Genomic DNA, 23,156 nt, shown 5'->3' on the forward strand with positions numbered 1-23,156 from the left:
AAAAGAACAAGAATCCCTTGCGCGCTCCAATTTTCCTCATTCCGACAGGCTTGCTGGCGATCATTGCGGGGTGGATCGCCCATGGCGGCGGACTGCCGGATCCCGCGCAGGCGGTCGCGACCGTCGGGGATATCGTTGGCCTGCATCGTACCCATCCATTCGCTGTGACTTGCCTGCTGTTCTGCGCGCAGGTGCTGATGGCCGCGTTCGCGGTGCCCGGTAGTTCGCTCCTGTTGCTGGCCGCGGGTGCTGCCTGCGGATTGCTGGGCGGCACGTTGTTGAGCCTGTCGGCCTGCACGCTGGGTGCGGTGCTGACCATGCTTGGCTCGCGCCGTTTCCTGAGGGCGGCGGTGGTGCGGCGCCACGGCGCCAGGTTGCGCGAACTGGATGCCGGCTTTGCCCGGGACGGTGCCTTCTACCTGTTCAGCCTGCGCATGCTGCCGATGATTCCGTTCGTGGTCGTCAATCTGGCCGCCGGCCTCACCGGCATGCGCTTGTGGACCTTCGCCTGGGTCAGTTTTGTCGGCATGTTCGCCAGCACCCTGGCCTACGCCCATGCCGGGGTCGAACTGGCCCGCGTCGGCTCCCCGCAGGGCCTGTTGTCGCCGGGCCTGCTGCTGGCGCTGGCCGCGATCGGCCTCGTGCCGCTGGTGAGCGGAAAGTTGCTGGAACGGCGCGGCGTGTTCGTCATGGCCGGCGCACGCGACCGATGAGCGCTTCGCTGCCGGCGCGCAACCTGGTCCTGTTCAATTACGACTGGGATCGCATCGGGTTCGGGCGCTGGTTTGATGGATTTCCGCAGGATTCGATAGGGTTCGACCTGTTCAGCTTTCCGAGCAATGCCCATCTGGCGTTTTTCGACATGGAACGCATGGTGGAACGCCTTGCCGCCCGTGCCGGCCGCGCCGGCTGGCGGGCGGTGATTTCCAACCACGAGCAGTTCGGCGCGCTCGCCGCCGCCTTGCTGGCGGAACGCATGGGCTGGCCCGGCACGCCGGTCGATGCCGTGCTGGCCTGCCAGCACAAGCTGCATGCGCGTGAAGTCCTGCAGCGGGTCGCCCCCGAAGCCAATGCGTCTTTCGCCCCGCTGGCTGCCCGCTACGGCGACCCGGCGCCCGACGGGCTCGACTACCCGCTGTTCGTCAAGCCGGTGAAGGCGGCGTTCTCCGTCCTCGCGCGCCGCGTTGAAAGCCGCGCCGAGTTGCACGCCCTGACGCGTTTCGGGGTCGGTGAACTGTGGGTCATACGCCACCTGGTCGAGCCCTTCGAACGCGTCGCGCGCAAGCGCCTGCCGCAGGCAGGCACGGCCCACCGCATGCTGATCGAGCGGCCCGTTGACGGGCAACAGTACAACCTCGACGGCTACGTCTTCGGCGGCGAACTGCGCGATCTGGGCATCGTCGAATCGGTGATGTATCCCGGCACGCAGGCCTTCATGCGTTTCGACTACCCGAGCCGGATCGATGCACGGGTGCGACTGCAGGCGCTGGATGTGGCGCGACGCTTCCTGGCCGCCGTGGGTTACAGCCACGGCATGTTCAACATGGAGTTCTTCCACGATCCCGCCAGCGGCAAGCTCACGGTGATCGAATTCAATCCGCGCATGGCGGCCCAGTTTTCCGACCTGTACCTGCGGGTCGAGGGCGTCGACCTGCATCGCGTCGCACTGGAACTGGCCCACGGGCGCGATCCGGCGCTGCTGCCGCGCACGGTGCCGGTCGCCGGCGCCGCTTCCAGTTTGGTTTATCGCCTGTTCGATCCGACGCTGCGCCCGCCAATGCCGCAACCCGAAAGGCAGCGGGAATTCGCCCGGCGCTTTCCCGACGCGCTGCTGTTCACCTTTCCCAAGCCGCGCGGCTCGATGGCGCGGGATTACAAGTGGCTGGGCAGTTACCGCTACGGAATCGTGCACCTCGGCGGCCGCGATGCATACGACCTGCGGCGACGCTGCGAGGAGGCGAGCCGCTTGCTGGGCTGGCCGGCACCTTATGCCAGTTGCGACAGCGTGGTGCCGAACGGGTGGAAAGGCCCGCGGCCGGTTCCCCAACTCTCGATGGATACGACGTGATGAAGTTGCACTTCGGCGGCATGGTCCTCGCGCTGCTGCTTGCGCTTGCCCTATCCGGCTGCGGTTCCATGCTGGCGCAGAACCCAAGAGGCAAGCTGAAGCCGGTCAACGCGGTGGCTGAGGGCGCTGACGGCAGCGTCATGCTCAAGGGCGCGGATGTGGTGGCCTATTTCCAGCAGGGCAAGTACGTGCAGGGCAACCCGCGCTTGACCAGCACCTACGAGGAGGTCACCTTCCGTTTTGCCAGCCCCGAGCACAAGGCCATGTTCGATCGCGACCCGACCCGCTACCTGCCCCAGTACGGTGGCTATTGCGCCAACGGCATCGCCTATGGCATCCCCTGGGGCGGCGACGCCGATACCTGGAAGATCATCGGTGGCCGGCTTTTTATTTTCGGCGGGCAGGCTTCGAAGGATGCTTTCGGACTCGACGAAAAGCGCAACCTGGAGCTCGCGGACAAGTACTGGAAGGATGAAGTCGCCGGCAGCAACAGCTTCCTCCGGCGCATTTGGCGGCTGGTGGTCAAGGTGCCGCATTACCAGACCGGAGAGGAACTGGCCAGGGCCGTGGCCGACTCCCGGGCCAGGGCGCAGTAGTTTGCCGCAGGTGTTTTCGTGCGCGAACTGATGAATGTCGATCTTGCCGGCGATCCGGCAGCCGACTGGTTCGCCAAGGACGAAATCGTCGCGGTCGTCTTTGCCCGGACGGACGGTGAACTGGCTAGCCGCGAAGGCCCCAATCGCTATTCCGCCGGTGACGCGTTGATCACCGGCTCCACCGGCGACCGCTGGAGCGTGTCGCGCGCCCGCTTCGAAGCCAGGTACCTGCCCGTCGCTCCGCTGCGAGCCGGGGAGGATGGCGGCTATCGCTCCCGACCGATACCGGTGCGGGCGAAACAGATGGCCGCATCGTTCGCCGTTGCCCGCTCGGCCGGGGGCGACCTGCTGCACGGCGCGGCACGAGACTGGCTGCTGCAATATGCCCCGGGTGATTTCGGCATCGTCGAAGAGGCCCGCTTCCGAAAGGTCTATCGGCCGCTGCCGACTGCCTGACGACGGGCGGGCGCGGCACGGTCCTCACAGCAGAGTGCCGGCTGAGGTACATTTCGCCCATGAGCGCAAAGCCCCCATCGAATCCAGGCGCATTGCCCGAGCCGCAGATCGACGAGCCGCGTTCGGCCCTGACCGTCGAAATGCTCGCCGCCGCCGCCGGTGCCTCGGCGGAGGACGGAATCTGGCTCGACGTGATACGCAAGATGGACGAGGTCTATAACGACCTGCTGCAATACGAAGTGGCTCTGGAGGAGAAGAACGCGACGCTGGAGGACACCCAGCAGTTCATATCCTCGGTGCTGACCTCGATGTCCGACTTGCTGATCGTCTGCAGCCGGGCCGGGGTGATCGAAAGCGTGAATGCCGCGCTGGCCTCCCTGCTCGGCGTCGATGCCGATTCGCTGCACGGCTGCACGGTGTTCGATCTGTTTGCCGACGAGGAGTCGCGGCAGCGGGCCGGGCGCCTGTTCGGCGATCCCGACGGTCATGCCGTCGAGGACTGCGAGATGCTGCTGAAGGCGGCCAACGGCAGCGCGATTCCGGTCTCGCTCAACTGCACGCCACGCTATAACGGCGTCGGCAAGATGCTGGGCCTGGTCATTACCGGGCGCCCCGTGGGTGAATTGCGGCGCGCCTACCAGGCCTTGCGCCGCGCCCACGAGGACCTCAAGACCACCCAGCAGCAACTGGTCCACTCCGAGAAAATGGCCTCGCTGGGTCGATTGGTGGCGGGGGTCGCGCATGAGCTGAACAATCCGATCAGCTTCGTCTACGGCAATACCGTGGCGCTGAAGAAATATGCGCTGCGCCTGGCGCGTTACCTCGCGGCGGTGCATGGCGAATTGCCTTTGGATGAACGCGAGGCGCTGCGCGCCGAGCTGCGCATCGACCACATGCTGGACGACCTGCCGTCGCTGATCGACGGCACGGTGGAGGGGGCCGAGCGCACGCGCGACATCGTCGATGCGCTGAAGCGGTTTTCCGCGACGGATCGCGACGAGCGGCGCGCCTTCGACCTGGTCGAGGTGGTCGGGCGTGCCGTGCAGTGGGTGTGCAAGGCCACGGCGAACCAGTTCGAGGTCAAGCTCGATCTGCCGCCGACGATCGAGGTCACGGGCTCGCCGGGACAGTTGCAGCAGGTGGTGATGAATCTGGTCCAGAACGCGGCGGATGCCACCGAGAACGCCCGCGAGCGGCGGTTGGAAATTTCCGGGCGCGTCGAGGGCGGCATCGGCGTGATCGGGTTTCGCGACAGCGGGCCCGGCATTCCGACCGAGAACCTGCACAAGCTTTTCGATCCCTTCTTCACCACCAAGCCGGTCGGGCGCGGCACCGGCCTCGGCCTCGCCATCAGCTACGGCATCGTGGAACGGCATGGCGGCACCCTGTCGGCCGAAAACCATCCCAAAGGGGGCGCGCTGTTCGTGCTGCGCCTGCCGCTGGCCGGGGAATGAGCGCCGGCATCGATCCGGGCTGCGTGCGCCTGACGCTGGGCAGCGCCCATGGCCGGATCAATGCGGTCGAGGTTTGCAGCGAGCGCCCGGCGGTGGCGCAGGCTTTGCGCGGGCGAAACGCCGGGCAGGCCGTGAGCCTGGTGCCCCTGCTGTTCGCGCTCTGCGGCAAGGCGCAGGGACACGCCGCGCGACTCGCGCTGGCCGCGGCGCGCGGCACCGCTTGCGCGGCGCACGTCGATCCCGGTATTGAGCACGAGGCGCTGCGCGAGCACCTGTGGCGCTGGCTGCTGGACCTGCCGCCGCTGCTGGGCGCGCCGACGATGCAGTTCGAGTTCGTCGAGGCGATGCGCTGGCTGAGCGGCGGGCACCGTGCCGAACTGGCGGCCTTCCTCGCCGGCCCACGCATCGAGGATCTGGGCTGGCGCCTGCGGGAGATCGAGGACGCCGGCGACGCGAAGCTGCATCTGTTGCCTGGGTTCGATGCGCACGGGTCGCTGGCGCACGTTCCCCGACTCGACGCCGGCTTTTGCAAGCGTCCGCAATGGCAAGGCGCGGCGGCCGAGACCGGTGCGTTTGCCCGGCGTGGATGCGGCGACGGCATGGCCGCGGGCGCGCTGGCCATGCGCTGGCTGGCGCGCCTGGCGGAACTGCGCGACTGGGCCGCGGGAAATCAAAAAGTCGGCGCCGGCGGCACGGCGAGCGCGGTTCCGGTGGAAGCGGGCTGCGGGCGCGCACTGGTGGAAACGGCACGCGGCTTGCTGATGCACGAGATCGTGCTGGAGGGCGAGCGCATCGCCGACTATTTCATCGTCGCGCCGACCGAATGGAACTTCCATCCGCAGGGCCCGCTGGCCGGCTGGCTGCTCGGGCGCGACGCGAGCGATCGCGATGCCTTGGCGGGGTTCGCGGCGCGCGCGGTGGCCGCGCTGGATCCCTGCGTACGTTGGGAAATGGATTGGCTATGAGCTCCGACGATTTGCCTCGGCCACCCGGCTCAACGTGAAGTGCCTTGTTCGAAGGTTCCCGTGATAGCCGCGCGCAGCGCGCCTGCCAATACCCCCCCCGCGAGGGGCGAGGCGGGAATTCGCGACGCATGCGTCGCGCCGCCGCAGCCGGTTGGCTGTGCAAAGCCAACCGTGGGCCGCGCAGCGGAAGGGGGGCGGGCAAATTAAGGTTTTCGCGTGTTTCATCTTCCGCCGACGGCACTCGGGGTCATGAGCGTTAATGCCACCGCCTCGGCTACCCGGATGCCGTCGACCGCCGCCGACAGGATGCCGCCCGCGTAGCCGGCGCCTTCGCCGGCCGGAAAGAGGCCGCGCGTGTTGAGGCTCTGGAAGCCTTCGTCGCGGGTGATGCGGATCGGCGACGAAGTGCGGGTTTCGACTCCGGTCAGCAGGGCGTCCTCCATGGCGAAACCGGCGATTTCGCGAGCGAATGCGGGCAGCGACTCGCGCAGCGCGGCAACCACGTAGTCGGGCAGGCAGCGCGCCAGGTCGGTGGGCCGGACACCTGGGGTGTAGGAGGGCAGCACCGAGCCCAGGGTGGTCGATGCCCGTCCGGCCAGGAAGTCGCCGACGCGCTGCACCGGAGCCTTGTAGTCGCCGCCGCCGGCCTCGAAGGCGAGGCGTTCCCAGTGGCGCTGGAAGGCGATGCCGGCCAGCGGGTCGCTGCCGTCACCGGGAAAGTCGGCGGGAGTGACGCCGACCACGAGCGCGCTGTTGGCGTTGCGCTCGTTGCGCGAATACTGGCTCATGCCGTTGGTGACCACTCCGCCGGGCTCGGAGGTGGCGGCCACCACCGTGCCGCCGGGACACATGCAGAAACTGTAGGCCGAGCGGCCATTGGCGCAGTGGTGTACCAGCTTGTAGTCGGCCGCGCCGAGCAGCGGGTTGCCGGCATTCTTTCCGAGGCGGGCGCGGTCGATCAGGGATTGCGGATGCTCGATGCGCAGTCCGATCGAAAACGGCTTCGCCTCGACATGCACGCCGCGCGCATGGAGCATGGCGAAGGTATCGCGCGCGCTGTGGCCGACCGCCAGCACGACATGGGTGGCCACGAGAAATTCGCCATTGGCCAGGCGCAGGCCGCGCACCTGGCCATGATCGATGTCGATGTCCTCGACCCGGCTGCCGAAGCGGACTTCGCCGCCCAGCGACTCGATTTCGGCGCGCATGTTCTCGACCATGCCGACCAGCTTGAAGGTGCCGATGTGCGGCTTGGCGACGTAGAGGATTTCCGCCGGCGCCCCGGCCTTGACGAATTCCGTGAGCACCTTGCGCCCGCGAAACCGCGGGTCCTTGATCTGGCTGTAGAGCTTGCCGTCGGAGAAGGTGCCGGCGCCCCCCTCGCCGAACTGCACGTTCGACTCGGAGTTGAGCTGCCCCTTGCGCCACAGCCCCCAGGTGTCCTGGGTGCGTTCGCGCACCGCCTTGCCGCGCTCCAGGATCAGTGGACGAAAGCCCATCTGCGCCAGGATCAGGCCGGCAAAGAGGCCGCAGGGCCCGGTGCCGATCACCACCGGACGCGGGGTCGGCGGCGTTGCCGGTGGCGCGGTGACGAAACGGTAGGCGGTGTCCGGCGTCGGTCCGACGTGACGGTCGCCACGCAGGCGCGCCAGCACGGATTCTTCGTTGCGCAACTCGATATCGAGGGTGTAGATGAAGGTGATCGCCGAGGGCTTGCGCGCGTCGTGGCTGCGGCGAAAGATCGAGTAGCCGACCAGGTCGCCATCGGCGATGCCCAAGCGTGCAAGCACGGCCGAGCGCAGGTCGGCGTCGGTGTGGTCAAGGGGCAGCTTGAGTTCGGTCAGGCGCATGGCGTGGTCGCCACGGTCGGCGGCTAAATCGACATTCTATCCATGACGCCGGGCGGCTACGCCGGCGATCCGGGTTGCGAGCTTTGGCCGGGTGAGGTCGCAGCCGGCATTTTCATGGATAACCGGATCGTCTGTCCCTGACCGAGCTCGAATACTCGCCGGCACCGTTCCCGTGGAAGGCTTCGTGATCGCCGGAAACCCCGAATCCGCAGACGCTTCGACCACGCACCGACTCAGTGTCATTGCCGGGCTCGCGATCGTCTCGCTCGCCGTGCCGGACGCTGCCTGACGTGCCGCGCCGGCAATAGTCGGCGCTGGCGCTACGGCACTCTGGCGTTCCGATCCACGCCGCGCCGGATCGCAGCCGCGGCAATCAGCGCCTGGGCCATCCAGTAAGTGACGATGATGACGAAGGCTGCGGCGGGAAGCGATTGGTGGAAGCGGTGGATGCCGATCAGGAAATCCGACAGCCCGAACAGCAGCGCTCCGGCAAGGGCACTCCAGCGTGCGAGGATATCGCCATCCGGCTCCAGCGCACAGGCGGCGGCGCGCCAGATCATGGCGCCGATCGCCACCACGTAGATCGCCAGCGGCACGGCAAGCGCGCCGGCGCCTGGCAGCATCAGGCCCAAGCCGATGGCGCAGAACAGCGTCACCGGAACCAGCAGCGCCAGTGCCGGTTCGCGGTTCCAGCGCAGGAAGGCGGTGATGTACAGGCCATGGCCGATGGCGAAGGCGATCATGCCGGGCAGGAAGGCGTTGGGCAGCGCGAGGCAGGTATCGCCGACGGCGCCGAAGAACAGGCCCCAGGCGATCAGGCGGCCGGCGCGTGGTTCGCCCGATTGCCACACCGCGAGCCCGAGGACCAGCACCGGCCATGGCTTGGTCAGCAGTTTGAGCCAGAACATGTCGAGCGCAAGGCCGACCAGATACAGGCAAGCCGCCAGCGTGCCGACGACGACGAGCAGGACGGCTTTCATTTCGCCGCGACGGGGATCATGCCGGTTCGATCAATGCCCGGTAGGCATGCCATGTGGCATGGCCGACCAGCGGCATGGTGACGACCAGGCCGGCCAGCGCGGTGGCGATGCCGATTGCGGTAAGGAACACGATCAGCGCGCCCCAGACCAGCATCACGGGCAGGTTGCGCACCAGCGCGAGGAAGCTGCCCAGCATCGCCGTGACGGTGTCCTGGTTGCGATCCAGCATCATGGGGATCGAGACCACCGAAAACGCGAACACCAGACCCGCAAAAAAACCGCCGACGGCGACATAGGCGAGCAGGAACTCGATATTGTCGAATTTCGATATCTGGGCGATGAAACTTTCCAGGGTCGGCATGCCGCCATGGTAGAACAGCGCGAACATCACCAGCGAGGCGCGCGCCCAGACCAGGTAGATGACGATCAGGATCAGGGAATAGATGCCCATGCCGGCGAGGTTCCTGCGCCAGATCGTAAGGGTCGGCAGCAGGTCGGGCGCTTCACCCGCCTCGCGCCGGCGCGAGAGTTCGTACAGGCCGATGGCGAAGAAGGGGCCGACCAGCATGAAGCCGGTGGTGATGGCCGTCACCAGTTGCACGGCATGGCGGAAAGCCAGCCAGAGCAGGGCGCCACCCAGCGCAAAGGAAACGCCGTAGAACAGGCTGGCGATGCCGCAGGCCCGGAGGTCTTCGGCGCCGCGGCGCAGCCACTCGAAGGGTGCCGACAGCGGCAAGCCGCTGCGGACCACGGGAAAGGGGGCGTGCTGCGGCGTGTTCAAGCGGCGATGAAGGAACGCAGGGCATCGAGCATGGCGTCGGGCTGCTCCGAGATGACGTGGCCGGCGCCTTCGAGGCTGACCGTGCGCACGTCACGCAGCGCGGCGGCCAGCCTGGCCGCCGCCTTGGGATGGGTCATCATGTCCCGGCTGCCGCTGATGATCAGGACCGGGCAGGCAACCTCCGCCGCTGCCGCCATGCCGTGCCCATAGGCATTGCAGGCCGCCAGGTCGTTGTGCAGCACGCCGGGCTTCTGGCGCTCGGCCAGGCGCAGCGCCGCGCCGAAATGCCAGATTCCCGGCACGGCGTAACCGCCCATGGCGGCACGCGGTGAATGCGACCAGGTGTTGATCATGGAAATCGCCCTGGGTTCGTCGTTCTTCGCCGCGTCGAGCAGGGCCTCCGACACCGGCATCGGTACCGCGGTGCCGAACAGCGCGATGCGCGCGATGCGCGCCGGGTGGCGTGCGGCGCATTCGAGGGCGGCCAGCGAGCCCATGCTGTGGCCGACCAGCGCCACGGTTTTCACCGTGTCGCCAGCGCCGACTTCTTCGAGCAGCAATTCGATCCAGTCCGCGATGTCCTCGATCGACGGTAGCGGCTTGCCCTTGCTGCGGCCGTGGCCGGGCAGGTCGACGGCCAGCACGCCGAAGCCATGGTGGGCGAACCAGCGGCTTTGCAGCAGCCAGACGCTATGGTCGTTCTGCGCGCCGTGGATGAAGACGACGGTCGGCAGTGATGCGTCGAACGCCTTGCCGCCGGTGTAGGCGTAGGCCGGCTGGCCGTTGATCTCGAGTTCCATGTCAGGCCCGCATCTAAGCTTTGAGGGCGGCAGCGAGGCCGCGGTTCAGGTCTTCGATCAGGTCGCCGGCATCCTCCAGCCCGATCGAAAGGCGGATGGTGCCCGGATGGATGCCGGCGGCGACCAATGCGTCATCGGACATGCGGAAGTGCGTGGTCGATGCTGGATGGATCACCAGGGACTTGGCATCGCCGACGTTGGCCAGGTGCGAAAACACCCGCAAGGCCTCGATGAACTTGCGGCCGGCGGCGCGACCGCCCTTGAGGTTGAAGCTGAATACCGATCCCGCGCCGCGCGGCAGCAGCTTTTGCGCCAGTGCGTGGTCCGGGTGGCTTTCGAGTTCCGGGTAGGCTATCGGGCCGACGGCTTCACTCTTGACGAGATGGGCGACGGCCTGCCGGGTATTGGCGACGTGGCGCTCCATGCGCAGCGGCAGGGTTTCGACGCCCTGCAGCAACTGGAAGGCGGTCATCGGGCTCATGCAGGCGCCGAAGTCGCGCAGGCCCTCGCGCCGAGCGCGTAGCAGGAACGCGGCGATCGGGGATTCCTCGCTGAAATCCATGCCGTGAAAACCCGCGTAGGGTTCGGTCAGGGTCGGAAATTTTCCCGATCTGTCCCAGTCGAAGGTGCCGCCATCGACCAAGAGGCCGCCGATGGCGACGCCGTGGCCGCCGAGGAACTTGGTGGCGGAGTGGAAGATCAGGTCGGCGCCGTGATCGAAGGGGCGCATCAGCCAGGGCGTGGTGAAGGTGCTGTCCACCATCAGTGGCAGGCCGTGTTCGTGGGCCAATGCCGATACGGCTGGGACATCCAGTACGTCGAGGCCGGGATTGCCCAGCGTCTCGCCGAACAGCAGCCGCGTTTCCGGGCGGATCGCGGCGCGCCACGCATCGAGGTCGCGCGGGTCGACGAAGGTGGTCTGGATGCCGAAGCGGGGCAGGGTGAAATCGAGCAGGTTGTGCGAGCCGCCATAAAGGGAGCGGCTGGCGACGATGTGGGCACCGGCGCCCATCAGCGTGGCGATGGCCAGGTGCAGCGCCGCCTGCCCCGATGCCACGGCGATCGCGCCGACACCGCCCTCCAGCGCGGCGATGCGCTCTTCGAGCACCGCGTTGGTCGGATTCGAGATGCGCGAATAGACGTGGCCGGCGCGTTCCATGTTGAACAGCGCGGCGGCCTGGTCCGAATCCTTGAAGACGAAGGAGGTGGTCAGGTAGATCGGCGTGGCCCGCGCGCCGAAGCGCTCGTCCGGCACTTGCCCCGCGTGCAGGGCGAGAGTGTCAAAGTTGTAGGTCATGCCAAAGGCCTATGCATATTCATCGGGATCCAGCAGGCGCTCAAGTGCCGAGATGCGGTCCTTGATCATCAGCTTGCGCTTTTTCAGGCGCCGCACCAAAAGGTCGTCGTCGGGTGGCGTCGCCGTCAGCCGTTCGATCGCCTCGTCGAGGTCCCGATGCTCGACGCGCAGTTCTACAAGGCTTTCCCGCAGGGCTTCGGGTGTCTCCGGCGCGTCGTTGGCGGCCATCGCGTCAGGGTCCGGGTCAACTGGCGATGTACTGTTCCAGTTGCCGGATCAGGAAGGCCTGCTCGGAAATGGTTTCCTTGACCAGGTCGCCGATCGATACCATGCCGACGAGCCGCTTGCCGCCATCGAGCACGGGCAGGTGGCGAAAGTGCTTCTCGGTCATCAGCGCCATGGCCTGTGCGACGGTATGCTCGGGCAGGGCATGCAGCACTTTCTCGGTCATGATTTCCTTGACCGACAATTCCTTGGAAGACTTGCCGAGCAGGATCACCTTGCGCGCATAGTCGCGTTCGCTGAAGATGCCGACGAGTTCGTCATCACGCATCACCAGGAGGGCGCCGACGTCGTGCCTGGCCATGAGTTCGAGGGCCGTGAATACCGAATCGTCCGGGCCTACCGACAGCGGTGTACGCGGTTTCTCGCCGAGCAGTTGTTTCAGGGTTTTCATGGTGTTTCATCCTCTCGCGTCGGGTGGCCGGTGACCGGCCGGTTGTTGTCTGTGGCGGCTGCCGGTGCGCAGCACCGTGGTGCGGCTATTTTGCAGCAGTTTGCGTGCTTGGTGTGGTCCGCATCGGGCAATGATCCCCCACCGTCACGGCCTCATTCGGCGAGGCCGTGTTCGAGCCCGTAGCGGATAAGCTCGGCGGTGCTTTTCAGGCCCATCTTTTCCAGAAGGCGCGCGCGATAAGTACTGACGGTAGCGACGCCGAGGTTGAGCGCTTCGGCGATCTGCGTCAGCGTCTTGCCACCCGCGATCAAGACCAGTACCTGATATTCGCGATCGGTGATGCGCTCGTGAGGCGACTTGTCGGAACTGTCGGAGATGGCGTCGGCCAACTGCTGGGCAACGGCCGGGCTGAGGTACTTCTTCCCGGCGGCGACCTGGCGGATCGCGGTGACCAGCAACTCGGGCGCGCTTTGTTTGGTCAGGTAGCCGGAGGCGCCTGCCTTCAGGGCGCGCACCGCGTATTGCTCTTCCGGATGCATGCTGAGTATCAGGACCGGCAGCCGCGGAAACTCCTTCTTGAGCTGCTTCAGCGTATCTATGCCGTTGCGGTTTGGCATCGAAACGTCGAGCAGGAACACATCCCAGGGTTGTTGCCGCGCCAGGTTCAGTGCCTCGACGCCATCGTCGGCTTCGCCCGTCACCAGGAGGTCTTCCGTATCGGAAAGGATCTGCTTGAGACCCTGCCGCACAATGGCGTGGTCATCGGCAATCAGGACGTGGATCTTGTCGGCCATGGTCAGGAAGCTTGGTTTCTCGGTGAAGGCACGGCGTCAGGCCATGACTAGAACAGGTTGCGTTGCACGTCTTCTTCGCCCGGGGTTTCGACGCCGCGACGTTCCGGGACACGCAGGATGATATGGGTGCCACCATGCTCCGCCGGCCTGATGGAAAAGTCGCCGGCCAGGCTCAGAACCCGCTCCCGAATCCCGCGCAGGCCAAAGGATCTGGGCTTCTGCATGTCCTGCTCGGAAATCCCGCGTCCGTTGTCCCGAATCTCGAGCAGGATGTTACCGCGTTCGCGCCGCAAGCGCATCACGACCAGGGAAGCATGAGCATGCTTGGCGACATTGGTCAGTGCCTCCTGCGCGATCCGGAACAGCGCCAGCGACGTGTCCGGGTCGGGTTCGATGGCGTCTTCGTCGCATTGCACGCGGCAGGGAATCGCGAAGCGCTGGGTGAAGTCCTCGGCCTGGCATTCGATGGCGGCCGGCAGGCCGAATTCCTTCAGTATTCCCGGGCGCAGTTCGCGAGCCACGCGACTGGCCGTGCTCATCGCCTGGTCGAGCAGGTTTTCGATCGAATGGGCCTTTTCGCGCAGGCGTTCGGCGCCTTCGGGCAGCTTGCTTGCCAGCTGCGCCGCCTCGATCTTGAGGAAGACCAGAATGGATCCAAGTTCGTCGTGGATGTCGCGCGAGATCCGTTCCCGCTCCTCTTCCTTGGCGGCTTCGAGGTGGGTGGAAAGCTCGGCAAGCTGCTGGCGCGAGCCACGCAACTCGGCCTCGCTTTCCTTGCTTTCGGTGATGTTGCTGGCAATGCCGCGCCATTCCACCACTCCGGAATCGAAACGATGCGGCGTGGACCTCAGATTGATCCATTTCTGCCGGCTGCGGCCCCGCGTGTGGCCCTCCCAATTGAGCAGCGTTCCGCGCGCGGCCGATTCGCGCAAGGCCTCTTCCAGGCTCCGGCGCTTTTCGGCATCGAAAGCGTCGAACAGTTTGTCGGCGGAAGTCAGAAGGTGTTGCTGCTTGAAGCCGAAGAGCTTTTGGCAGCCCTCGCTGACGAACAGGAAGCGATATCCGCCCTCCGCACATCGTCGCAAATGGAACAGCATGCCTGGCAAGTTGGAAGCCAGCGCGTCGAAGCGCGCCTGGCTTTCATTGAGCATTTCCAGTGCGGCCCGATGGTCGGCACGATGGCGCGCTTCGCGCACCTCGCGCTCTACCGCGGGAATCAGGCGTTCCAGGCGATCCGCCTCGATCACGTCGCGCGCACCCGCTTTCATCGCCGGCTGCAACGGACAATCGTCGCCGGGGCCGGCGACCAGGATCAGGGGCAGGTCCACGCCGCTCGACTCGATTTCGCGCAGCGCCGCGTGCAAGGAAAAGGTCGGCGGTCCGGGCAGGTAGAGGGCCGCGTCCCAGAGTTGCTCGCTTAGCGCGTTGAGCAATTCCGCCGCGCTGCCGACGCGATGCAATTCGCCGCTTCTGCCCGCCGCGGCGAGCACCGGCGGCAGGTGTGCCGCCGCGTCGTCGTTGTCGGCAATGATCAGCAAGTTCAGGGGCTGTCGGGAGTGCGAAGGAGTCATCATGGACGACGGCGGATGGGGTGGTGGCGGAGTTTAATGCGGATCGGCTCCGCTATAATTCGGCCCGAGCCGGCATAGCTCAGATGGTAGAGCAACCGCCTTGTAAGCGGTAGGTCACCAGTTCGATTCCGGTTGCCGGCACCAGTCAAAGCGCCTCCCGAACGGGAGGCGCTGTGTCTTCATGGAATCTGGGTCGAAAAAAAGGACCGGAGGTGAATCCGGTCCCGATTAAGTGGGGCGGCGTCAACCGAATAGCTCGCCGAAAGCCATATGAATAGGCGTTCTACGCTTTTCTATTCTGCGAGTTACCCCCATAGTTACCCCTTCCAGGCGGCTGCTGCCCTTCTTTCGCCGTGCCGCCACCGCCGACTTTCACTACCAACTGACCACCGGCAACGCCGGCAAGCAAGCGCGCCCGTCGGCGCGGAAGCGGCCCACACCACCCAGCGCGCAGCGCCCGAATAACCCAACGCCGCGATGGCGACGCCGATATAGCCTTTGTCCGGGTTGGGGCGCAAGACATAACCGACCATTACCCGAACCCGCAGGGCGCGGCAGCGGCAGGCCACCAAGCGCAGCCTCGCGCAGCGACTGGCCTGCTTTGGGTAATGCGCGGTTATGTTGAATCGCTTGCGATTTACCCCTGCCCGGCGACGTGCAGTTGAGCGAAGCGAACTGACTGGTTCTGCATGGCCGACACAACCCGGCATCGCAGCCGTCCGCTTCAACGCAGTTAAGCGGCTGCGGGCCACGAAGTGCGAACGTCGAGCAGCCCCCCAGCGTAGCTGCCGAAGCCGTGGGCAGTTTTATCGCCGACGGCGCAGGCAGCGGGCAGTACGGGACAAGGCCAGCCAAGGGCAAAAGTCGGCGCTGGCGGGACGGCGATAAAGAGGGCGACAAAGCCGTGGCGCGCAGCGCGACGGCGCGGTGAAACACGCGACACGGTAGCCGCCTGCAAGCCGCAAGCCGGCGAGCAGACTTTCCGCTGGCCGGCGCAGTGGCGCAGCGGTGGCGGTGCCGGAGGGGACGGCGGCAATCGGAGGCACGAAGCCAGGGCGCGGCTTCATGCGCGCTGGCGGGCGTCCAGTCCGCGACGCGGTAGTCCGGCGGGCTGCTTGCGGCCCCCTGATGACCGCATGGGATGCAAGACATAACCGACCCTTATCGTGGCTGGGTACGACCGCTGACCGGTCGCCCTTTGCATTACACTGAGAATCGTATTTGAGATTCCTGGAGGTGGTTCGATGGCGTGGGACGAGAAAGCCTGGATAGACAGGGTGAATCAGGCGACAACAGGTCAGGAACTGATCGATCTGGCAATGGAAATCCCGGACGATTTGCCCTCGATAGTTCCGGACGACCCCGTAACTATTACCATGGAACAGCAGACGAATTTCATGAATTCGACCTCGAACACGCCAACCGAAAAGACACCGGCTGGCTAGGTGTAGGCTGAGTGCTGCCTGGAGCAATCTACTTGACTGGCGTGCGGGTAGTGACCCGGACCAGGCATGATCCGCTCAAGCGCCGATGCCTATAGGAACCATACCGCTTTCTCTTAAACCAGCAATCCGTCGTCGGTCACCACATTGATCGACCTCGTTCCGATCTTCAGTCCATGAACGCCATCGAGGAACGCCTTGCCAGACACATGCACGCCATCGACGGCGATGCCCGTCATGCTCCCCATGTCGTATATCCAGACATCGCCGGGAAAATTGACGATCACCGCATGCCGACGACTGATGCCATTCTGGCTGAACGGTATGTCGTTCGAGGCGTAGCGGCCAAGCGTAACGAGTGGCGTCTGAAAGGTATAGGTATAGCCATCACCACAATCGAAGACCAGCGTATGGGGCTTGCGGCGTTTCTCAGGAGTTCCGAATCGGTAATCCTGAAACAGCAGTTTTGATTTCAGCGGCGGCCGGTCGTCGGGCGTCCAACTCGCGGGGGATTCCGTGGCGATGTCAAGATTCATCCGCATGAAAGGATTGGTCAGCTTGTCCTTTTCATGATCGGCCAAGAAGCCGGGCGAGCATTCCTCCAACAACAGCCGGCACAGGAATTGGTTATTCTCAAAACAGTCGTTGGCCACCTTCTGCGCCATGATTGCGTCCGCCAACCGCGCGCCAAGCTCGTAGCGGCTAGTTTCGTAGAAGCACTGGATCAGCAGGTTGCTTGCCTCGTAATCGGCCGCCTCCCGTTGCAAGTGGTCGGTCAGCATGGAAATCGCTTGGGCATGATTGCCTTCTTCCAAGGCGATCCAGCCGAGTTCCTTCTGTAGATTGACGCGCGGACTGATGCGAACCGCCTCGGAGAAAAAATTCTTGGCATACGCCGTGCGCCGCATCAACAGTTCGAGGCGCCCGCCAACCACCAGCGCCGAAATGCAGTCGGGTGCCAGCAGCAGGGCATGCTCGATGTAGCTCTTCGCGGTCACCCATTTCCTGCGCGCGATCATGTTGCCGGCTTTCTCGGCAAGGCCATGCGCTTTCAGTCTGTTGCGATCAATGATGTACGGGACGTGACGCGATTCAATGGCCTGCGAGAAATCCGCCATCGACTGGAATCGCTGCTCCGGCGTGGGATGAGTGGCCTTCAGCAGGATCTCCTGAATCCAGCGGTCTAGGGTTGTTGGGATGAACTCGTGCAGGATTTTTGCCCGCAACAATTCTTTGTCGGGAATGTCGCGCAAGGGATTGCGGCCGAGCAGCAGTTCCAGCATGGTGACAGCCAGGGCATAGACATCGATGCGGGCGTCGTCGCTGGACGCTTCGCCCAGTGAAAGTTCCGGCGCCATATAGGCTCGCGTGCCCCAATTGCGGTTGGCCACGCCGAAATCGGCAACCTTCAGCCGGCCGTCTTCGGTAAGCAACAGGTTTTGCGGCTTGATGTCGTGATGGACGATACTATGCCGATGAACTTCGGCCAGGGTATCGGTCAGGGTCTTGCCCCAGGCGAACACCTTGTCCGGTGCCAGCGCGCGCCTGCGCGCGAACGCATCGAGGCTGCCGCCCGCGCAATACTCCATGACCAGAAACAGATTCTCGTCATCTTGAAAATGGTGCAGGAACTTGACGACGTGCGGATGATCGAGCGAGGACAAATGGTGCATTTCCTCGATCAGCAACTCGGCATTGCCAAGCGAATCGCTTCGGAGCTGTTTGATCGCGACCTGCCGCCCGGCAATCAACACGTCCTCCGCGAGCCATACTCGCCCGAAACCGCCTTCGCCAAGCGACCGGACAACCTGATACTTGTCGTCGAGAGGAAGAAGTGGAAGCTGCACGGCGCGGCTAATCCGAGCGGATGAAGAAATGCATGGCGTCCTTGGTCAGCAGCTTGTGCCCCTGCGGACAACGCCAGACGTTATAGGCCCAGCCCGATGTCACCATGTTCGTCGGCCCGGTATCGAGGGAAATCCGGTCCTGCGGAATGACCTCTCGGCATTTGCCGCAGGTGACCTGCCCGAGCGCGCGATTCATCATGCCGACGGCGACATTGAGGAACCAGCCATTCCACGGCGCAGGAACTTCAACGGGATCGAGTCGGGCGGAATCGCGCCCGCGCAGCCAGTCGAGTATTCCCGGATAGCGGCCATGCTCCGTGGCCGGCAATTCGGCCAGGCGCTTTTCCATGATCGCCAGCACTTCAGCGGCATCAAAAACGAACCTGCTGTCGCACTTCCCGGATTCGTCGTGCTCAGGCGCGTAGCGAATGAAGGCGCCGCAAGGTGGCAGATTGGCCTCCAGCCGATCCAACTCACGCTCGGCGTCGGCGCGACCTTCGTTCCAGATGTTTGGCGCGAACGTCGGATGAAGCAGCCCATCGAGTCTCAGCAGAAACAGCGGCCAGAGGATCACATTGAACCGGAACGTAGAGCCGACATTGCCGAATCGCCGGTCGTACTTGTCCAGCCGGTAGCGGATATGCCAGCCCATGCGCAGCGCCACCAGCGCGGCACCGGCAAGGTAGAGATACAGGAATGTCCAGGCGGTCATGGCGTCAGTCTTTTCTGGTTGGATAGTCGGCGCTCGCGGCACGGCGATCAAGTCAGGTTCTGCCGCAACGGAATCATGATCCCAGCCGGCAGGCTCATGGGGTGAGCTATCCCTCGTCGCCCGCTGAACCGTCGTAGAGAATCTTCCCCGATTGCCGGCCGATTACGATCACGCGGCTGCTGCGAAGAACGGGCTGGCCGCTGTCGTCGTTCCAAGGCACCTGAACCCACCAGCAGGGCTCCCGAAAGCCGGCATAGATGTTGAAGTCCGCCGGCTTTCTGGGGTGGCAGATCAGCGGCTCAGACGCCACCGACTGCGCGAGCGCCTGCCGTGCAATGTCCAGCGCCATGCGCCGCGTGACGGGCGGAAACAGAAGTACCTTCACTTGCTCAAACCAATTCATGCCGACCTCGAATCGTTTGCCTCATGACGCTTCATCGCCGATCACTGGCGCAAGGGACGAGCCTGTGGAACAATGTTCTCGGTTTCCTCCGGCAGATCGAGCGCGAAGCCCAACTGCGCGCGGCGATGTGCATTGCCTTCCACGTCCGCTACGTAATCACCCAGCCGCTCCAGTCGCGGGATGATCATGCGCTCGACCGCTTCGTCATCGAACTCGTTCAGGTTATCTTCCAGCACCTTGGCAAGGCAGTCGCGAATAGTGGCGACGATCTCCGCGTCGTCCGTCCGCTGGTAGGCAACAAGAAACTCAAAAATCATGGCTGCGCCGGCCCCAGCAATTGTTCCTCGAACCAGAGTTTCGCGGCCTGCCAGCCGGAATCAGCCTCGGCACGCAGACGGCGGGCTTCGTCGCGACGGCGGCGGGCTTCGGCGGCGATGGCTTCTTGCACGACAGGCTTTGGCACCGGAATCACGAGGGTCACAACATCCTCGTTAGTGAGGCGTGGATGGGTGTTGCCGGTCATCATGTGCCGGGTTTGGGCAAGGGTAAGGCGACTGCGAAGGATGGCGGCGAGGTAATCAGGCCGAAGAGTTTCATTGTTCTTGGCGCGCAGAACGTGAAACTCTGGCGAGCAACACCCATCGCTCTCTGTTACATGAACCTTGTTGAGATATGGCCGAAGGCGCGCAAACAGCACGTCGCCGCGCTGGAATACGGAACATGCCCCGGTTACGTCTTCATCCGTTGCCACAAGTTCGCCGGTGTTGCTTTGTACATTGGCGAGGCTGAGGTAGTTGGGGCCAGGTGCTCGTATCTGGTCACGGATGAAATCGACGACCTGCTCCAGTCGTGGGCAATTCAGTTGTTGCGTAGTGTCTGCAAGGGCGCGGATTGCCAGAATCCGTTCCGGGTGGAAGTAGTCGGCATTGAGCCGCGCCTGAGTGCCAAGGTCAATCAATGGAACTGCAAAAACCTTGCGCTCATCCTTGGGCGGACGGGTCAAGCCGAGGGTGGCGAGGAGGTAGTCGTCGAGACCGGCGAGCAGTGCGTCGGCTTGTGCCAATTTGGTCAACCGCGCTGCTCGCGCCGTGTCCATCGCTGCAACCAAATCGTTCTGCAATCTAGCCGTCGCAGGTATTGGTATGAGGACGTTTGCTAACTCGTCTTCGGTAATGGCCGGATAGTTGCCGCCACTACTCCGCATGAGCATCTGGCCGAGTCCGATAGACGAACTAAGCGCAAGCATGACGTACTTCTTCGATACCCGCGTATCTTGGAGATGCCGCAGCACGCAAAAGCCGGTGGACGCTATCGCGCCATCATCGACAGCACGGACACCAGCGATTGCGCCTCTATGTGGCCGGGTTAGCGAAACCAAAATATCGTCAGCACGAACAACTTGACGTGCGCGGCTTGGGGCTTTATTCGTCTCCACTACTGCTATCGAATATTCGTCGTTACCCAAACCAACCGCCGATATTTCGATGTAAGGAAATTCGGTCTGGAATCGGCCATCCTTCTGATCCCACACTTCACCAGATCGATCTATCAATCTCCCGAGTCTTGAAGCACCAAGCTTCTCCAGCCTGTGCAATAGGTGGCTGAACCGAGGGCGATGGAAGTGGGGATCAAGTCGCCATTTAACTTCGCCCCGTTGCAGCGCGAACCATTCCGGTTCGCCGTCAGCCACGGGGCTCAGACGAAAAAAGGCGTCGGGTCCTCTTGGAATGCGCGCCACTGCGCGACGAGTCCGGTGTCAGGGATGATCTCGCGGTGTCGCTCGCTCCAGCCCGGTTTCTTCGGATTGGTCGTGCTCCATTCATAAGTGACACGGTAATCGAACAGGTCGCTACTCAGGATTTCGATCTTTTCCTTCTCCGGCGTTTCGCTTACTGGCGTAACCGCAAAGGTATTGCGCCCGGTGGCGTCGTAACCGATGTTTTCGGCCAGTGCCATGAAAATAGGCGCGTCGTCGGGGACGATTTCGCCCTCGGCCAGGCGGCGCATGAAAACGATACTGGCCTTTACCCCGGCGTCGTAGTGGGAGAAGGCGAACTGCGGCAGGGAAACCACGGCCAATAGTTGAAAGTGCGCCAGCAGCCAGTCGCGCACTCCTTGCAGCGAGGAATTGGTGAGGATGCCGTCGGGCAGGACGATGGCGACGCGTCCCGTACCGGGCTTGAGGAAGGAATGCACCCGCTCCAGAAACAGGATTTCGGTCTTGATGCTGGTGCGGTCTTTTACCGCTTTGGCGCCGCGCTTGGCGTCCTGCTCGCCTTGACTCGATTCGTCGGGTTCGCTGCCGGTGGCGCTCTTGGAAAGGAAATTTCGCAGCTCGAATTGTTCGAGGTAGCCTTCCGCTTTTTCAGTGCGCTTGATCACGGAACCAAAAGGCGGATTGGTGAAAACGAGGTCGAAGCTGCCGGGCTTGAGACCCTTATTCTTGTCGAGAATGTAGTCGCGGTTCGGCCCCAACGGCTTGCCGTCGGCGGACATGGGCCGCTCGAAGAAGTCCAGCGCGTCGTGGCCGACGATGTTGGTATGGCCGTCGTCGTGGATGATCATGTTCATCTTGGCGACGCGCGCAAGTTCTTCATTGATCTCCAGACCGAACAGGTTTTTCTCGGCGAAGTCGTGCCAGAAGCGGAAGTGTTCAATGGTGCCGCGCTTCTTCTTGCGGTTGGCCTCGCGGCGCACATGGTCGAGAGCGTAAAGCAGGAAGCCGCCTGATCCGCAGGCCGGGTCGAGCGTCAGATGTTTACGGTCGGGGTTGAGCACTTCAATCGAGAAAGCAATGAGTTCGCGCGGCGTGAAGAACTGGCCGAAATCTCCCTTGAAGAAGCCGCCCATGAATTCCTCGAAGGCGACGCCCTTGGTGTCCAGTTCGGTTCGATCCAGCGAGATGCCTTGCAGGTGCTCCACGCACTGCGCGAGGATGGGCGGATCGATATTGATCTTGCCCTCGAATACGGTCGGGTCGGCGCTTTTCTCGTCGTCGTAGAGCCGATGAATGCGCGCCGCGAGTTGTTCGTCGGTTTCATCGCCGCGCTGGAAGGCGTAGGGGTTGCCGTCCTCGCGGTCGGGGTTTTTCTCGTCGCGATGCTTAACGAAGATGAGCTTGCAGAATTCGCCGAAAGCGGCAATGGGGCTACGCCGCCCGCCCTCCCACAGGGATTGGTGGCACTTGCGAATGGCGGAGCGGAGTTCTTCACGCGGAATCGCGGGCAGATCGGAAGCGGGAACGTGCGCGCCCTTCTCGATGCGGAAACCACCCTTGTAGAAACGCCATTCGGGCGGCTTGCCGTAGCGCACGGGAATATCGGCGATATGGTTCTTGTTGCGCTCGCCCGCCGGAAATTTGTCGAAGCGCAAAAGACGGCGGGTCAGGCCGGCGACGGTGCCGGCATAGGTCGCTCCCAAGCTGGCGCGATTGCCGCAGGCTTGTTCGATGGCCTGGGCAAACTCGGCGTCGCTCACGTCGGCGCGCTTGCACTCGAAGACAAACCAAGGCGATTTCAGTTCGTCGTCCTTGTCTGCATAGATCACGATGTCGGCAAGATCATGCGGCGTGCGGCGCGGCACCTTCACCTCGAAACGCATGCGCTCGGGCTTGTATTCGTACTTGTAGATCAGTTCGGCCCAGAACTCGGCGCGAACCTTTTCCTCGGGGTCGGAATACCGCTCGGAGTGACTTGCCTCGATGTAATGAATGCGCTGGGTCTTGCCATCGCCGGTAATCTTGGCATGGCCGTCTTCAAGCGCTCGTTCAAGATAGGACTTGGTAGTCGTTTGCCCCACTCGTGCTTCCACCACACCTGACATTGGCTGACTCCCTGTTGGATTTCTAACAATGACGCCAGCCATACATGACAAAGACTTGACGTGTGGAGTCATTCTAATTGACGTGTCGCGCTTTGCGCGAGGCGTCAATGCATACCAACATTCAGCTCATGCACATTGGGCAAGTCATCCGAGAGATCAGGGAAGCGCGCAACGCCACGCTGGAGGAAGTCGCCTTCGCCGCCGATACGAACGCCAGCAATCTCTCTCGCATCGAGCGGGGAACTCAGGGCTACTCGCCAGAAACTCTGGAAAGCATCGCTTCAGCTCTGGGGGTAACCGTGTCTGAATTGCATCTGCGCGCCGAAACCGCTACTGATACTGCTGGGAAGACAGCAGGCAGGAAGCGTCAATTGCAGCCGGCCACACTTGCAGCGAGCAAGTACTCGAAACTAACGCCAGAACACCGCGAACTTGCTGACGAGTTCATGGCGTTGCTGCTCAGGCGACAGCGGCCAAGCAAGCCGTAATCCGGTTCAAGTCGAAAAACGAATTCGGGAAAACTTTCGCACCGTATTGCCAGCGCCGACTTTCCAATTGCTGAGAGGCGGACTGTCTGGCCATTGAGCGCCTATCGATTGGGCAGCGTATCGAGATGCTTGTTGAATGTTCATCGGCTCGGCG

23 protein-coding genes and 1 tRNA gene are annotated in these 23,156 nt (G+C 63.7%); 9 read left to right on the forward strand and 15 right to left on the reverse strand.

The window, feature by feature from the left end:
- The first annotated feature begins 17 nt into the window (after nt 1–17).
- Genes J0M27_RS14730 through J0M27_RS14755 form a run of 6 tightly spaced genes read left to right on the forward strand, consistent with a single transcriptional unit; the run spans nt 18 to nt 5,539 of the window.
- On the forward strand, nt 18–713 hold the full coding sequence (locus J0M27_RS14730) for a VTT domain-containing protein (RefSeq protein ID WP_294993189.1): 696 nt from the start codon (nt 18–20) through the stop codon (nt 711–713).
- Nucleotides 710–2,068 carry an ATP-grasp domain-containing protein gene (locus J0M27_RS14735; protein WP_294993190.1) on the forward strand — a complete coding sequence of 453 codons (1,359 nt, stop codon included), beginning with the start codon at nt 710–712 and terminating at the stop codon, nt 2,066–2,068. Before J0M27_RS14730 ends, J0M27_RS14735 begins: the two co-directional genes overlap by 4 nt.
- Entirely contained in the window at nt 2,068–2,664 is a 597-nt protein-coding gene (locus J0M27_RS14740; protein ID WP_294993193.1) for a YHS domain-containing (seleno)protein, read from the forward strand. The genes J0M27_RS14735 and J0M27_RS14740 overlap by 1 nt, the downstream gene beginning before the upstream one ends.
- An 18-nt stretch (nt 2,665–2,682) precedes the next feature.
- Entirely contained in the window at nt 2,683–3,120 is a 438-nt protein-coding gene (locus J0M27_RS14745; RefSeq protein ID WP_294993196.1) for a PGDYG domain-containing protein, read from the forward strand.
- A 59-nt stretch (nt 3,121–3,179) separates the two neighbouring features.
- On the forward strand, nt 3,180–4,574 hold the full coding sequence (locus J0M27_RS14750; protein WP_294993199.1) for an ATP-binding protein: 1,395 nt from the start codon (nt 3,180–3,182) through the stop codon (nt 4,572–4,574).
- Nucleotides 4,571–5,539, forward strand: coding sequence for a nickel-dependent hydrogenase large subunit (locus tag J0M27_RS14755; RefSeq protein WP_294993202.1), 969 nt, complete (start codon nt 4,571–4,573; stop codon nt 5,537–5,539). The genes J0M27_RS14750 and J0M27_RS14755 overlap by 4 nt, the downstream gene beginning before the upstream one ends.
- Before the next feature lie 221 nt (nt 5,540–5,760).
- On the opposite strand, the gene J0M27_RS14760 is transcribed toward J0M27_RS14755, so the two are convergent.
- From J0M27_RS14760 to J0M27_RS14800, 9 genes are all read right to left on the reverse strand, one after another.
- Complete coding sequence (locus J0M27_RS14760; protein WP_294993206.1) at nt 5,761–7,389, reverse strand: NAD(P)/FAD-dependent oxidoreductase; 1,629 nt, start codon at nt 7,387–7,389, stop codon at nt 5,761–5,763.
- Nucleotides 7,390–7,709: 320 nt separating this feature from the next.
- The gene (locus J0M27_RS14765) at nt 7,710–8,369 is read right to left on the reverse strand and encodes a lysoplasmalogenase (protein ID WP_294993208.1); all 660 of its coding nucleotides are present in this window, start codon (nt 8,367–8,369) and stop codon (nt 7,710–7,712) included.
- A 16-nt stretch (nt 8,370–8,385) separates the two neighbouring features.
- Nucleotides 8,386–9,150, reverse strand: coding sequence for a DUF2189 domain-containing protein (locus J0M27_RS14770; RefSeq protein ID WP_294993211.1), 765 nt, complete (start codon nt 9,148–9,150; stop codon nt 8,386–8,388).
- Nucleotides 9,147–9,950, reverse strand: a complete 804-nt coding sequence (locus tag J0M27_RS14775; protein WP_294993214.1) for an alpha/beta hydrolase — start codon at nt 9,948–9,950, stop codon at nt 9,147–9,149. Before J0M27_RS14775 ends, J0M27_RS14770 begins: the two co-directional genes overlap by 4 nt.
- A 13-nt stretch (nt 9,951–9,963) precedes the next feature.
- Nucleotides 9,964–11,247, reverse strand: coding sequence for an O-acetylhomoserine aminocarboxypropyltransferase (locus tag J0M27_RS14780; protein WP_294993216.1), 1,284 nt, complete (start codon nt 11,245–11,247; stop codon nt 9,964–9,966).
- A gap of 9 nt (nt 11,248–11,256) precedes the next feature.
- The gene (locus J0M27_RS14785) at nt 11,257–11,475 is read right to left on the reverse strand and encodes a YdcH family protein (RefSeq protein ID WP_294993219.1); all 219 of its coding nucleotides are present in this window, start codon (nt 11,473–11,475) and stop codon (nt 11,257–11,259) included.
- Nucleotides 11,476–11,491: 16 nt separating this feature from the next.
- Entirely contained in the window at nt 11,492–11,923 is a 432-nt protein-coding gene (locus J0M27_RS14790) for a CBS domain-containing protein (protein WP_294993222.1), read from the reverse strand.
- Between the two features lie 152 nt (nt 11,924–12,075).
- Nucleotides 12,076–12,717 (reverse strand): response regulator transcription factor, encoded by a 642-nt coding sequence (locus J0M27_RS14795; RefSeq protein WP_294993224.1) that lies wholly within the window; start codon nt 12,715–12,717, stop codon nt 12,076–12,078.
- Nucleotides 12,718–12,764: 47 nt separating this feature from the next.
- On the reverse strand, nt 12,765–14,255 hold the full coding sequence (locus J0M27_RS14800) for an ATP-binding protein (protein ID WP_294993228.1): 1,491 nt from the start codon (nt 14,253–14,255) through the stop codon (nt 12,765–12,767).
- A 101-nt stretch (nt 14,256–14,356) separates the two neighbouring features.
- Between J0M27_RS14800 and J0M27_RS14805 the strand changes: the two genes are divergently transcribed.
- Together J0M27_RS14805 and J0M27_RS14810 are read left to right on the forward strand one after the other, a co-directional pair.
- Nucleotides 14,357–14,432, forward strand: a tRNA-Thr gene (locus J0M27_RS14805).
- Nucleotides 14,433–15,532: 1,100 nt separating this feature from the next.
- A complete protein-coding gene (locus J0M27_RS14810) occupies nt 15,533–15,733 on the forward strand; it encodes a hypothetical protein (RefSeq protein ID WP_294993231.1) in 201 nt (66 codons plus the stop codon).
- Between the two features lie 113 nt (nt 15,734–15,846).
- Here the strand turns inward: J0M27_RS14810 and J0M27_RS14815 are convergent, their stop codons facing one another.
- From J0M27_RS14815 to J0M27_RS14840, 6 genes are all read right to left on the reverse strand, one after another.
- Entirely contained in the window at nt 15,847–17,577 is a 1,731-nt protein-coding gene (locus tag J0M27_RS14815; RefSeq protein ID WP_294993234.1) for an FHA domain-containing serine/threonine-protein kinase, read from the reverse strand.
- A 7-nt stretch (nt 17,578–17,584) separates the two neighbouring features.
- A complete protein-coding gene (locus J0M27_RS14820) occupies nt 17,585–18,289 on the reverse strand; it encodes a hypothetical protein (RefSeq protein WP_294993237.1) in 705 nt (234 codons plus the stop codon).
- A 106-nt stretch (nt 18,290–18,395) separates the two neighbouring features.
- Complete coding sequence (locus J0M27_RS14825) at nt 18,396–18,692, reverse strand: hypothetical protein (RefSeq protein WP_294993240.1); 297 nt, start codon at nt 18,690–18,692, stop codon at nt 18,396–18,398.
- 41 nt (nt 18,693–18,733) lie between these two features.
- Nucleotides 18,734–19,009 carry a hypothetical protein gene (locus tag J0M27_RS14830; RefSeq protein WP_294993243.1) on the reverse strand — a complete coding sequence of 92 codons (276 nt, stop codon included), beginning with the start codon at nt 19,007–19,009 and terminating at the stop codon, nt 18,734–18,736.
- Nucleotides 19,006–20,382, reverse strand: a complete 1,377-nt coding sequence (locus J0M27_RS14835) for a hypothetical protein (protein WP_294993245.1) — start codon at nt 20,380–20,382, stop codon at nt 19,006–19,008. The genes J0M27_RS14830 and J0M27_RS14835 overlap by 4 nt, the downstream gene beginning before the upstream one ends.
- 5 nt (nt 20,383–20,387) lie before the next feature.
- Complete coding sequence (locus tag J0M27_RS14840) at nt 20,388–22,490, reverse strand: N-6 DNA methylase (RefSeq protein ID WP_294993247.1); 2,103 nt, start codon at nt 22,488–22,490, stop codon at nt 20,388–20,390.
- Between the two features lie 131 nt (nt 22,491–22,621).
- On the opposite strand from J0M27_RS14840, the gene J0M27_RS14845 reads away from it, so the two are divergent.
- A complete protein-coding gene (locus J0M27_RS14845; RefSeq protein ID WP_294993249.1) occupies nt 22,622–23,002 on the forward strand; it encodes a helix-turn-helix transcriptional regulator in 381 nt (126 codons plus the stop codon).
- Nucleotides 23,003–23,156 lie beyond the last annotated feature (154 nt).

The organism is Sulfuritalea sp., from assembly GCF_017302275.1.
Lineage (GTDB): Bacteria > Pseudomonadota > Gammaproteobacteria > Burkholderiales > Rhodocyclaceae > Sulfuritalea.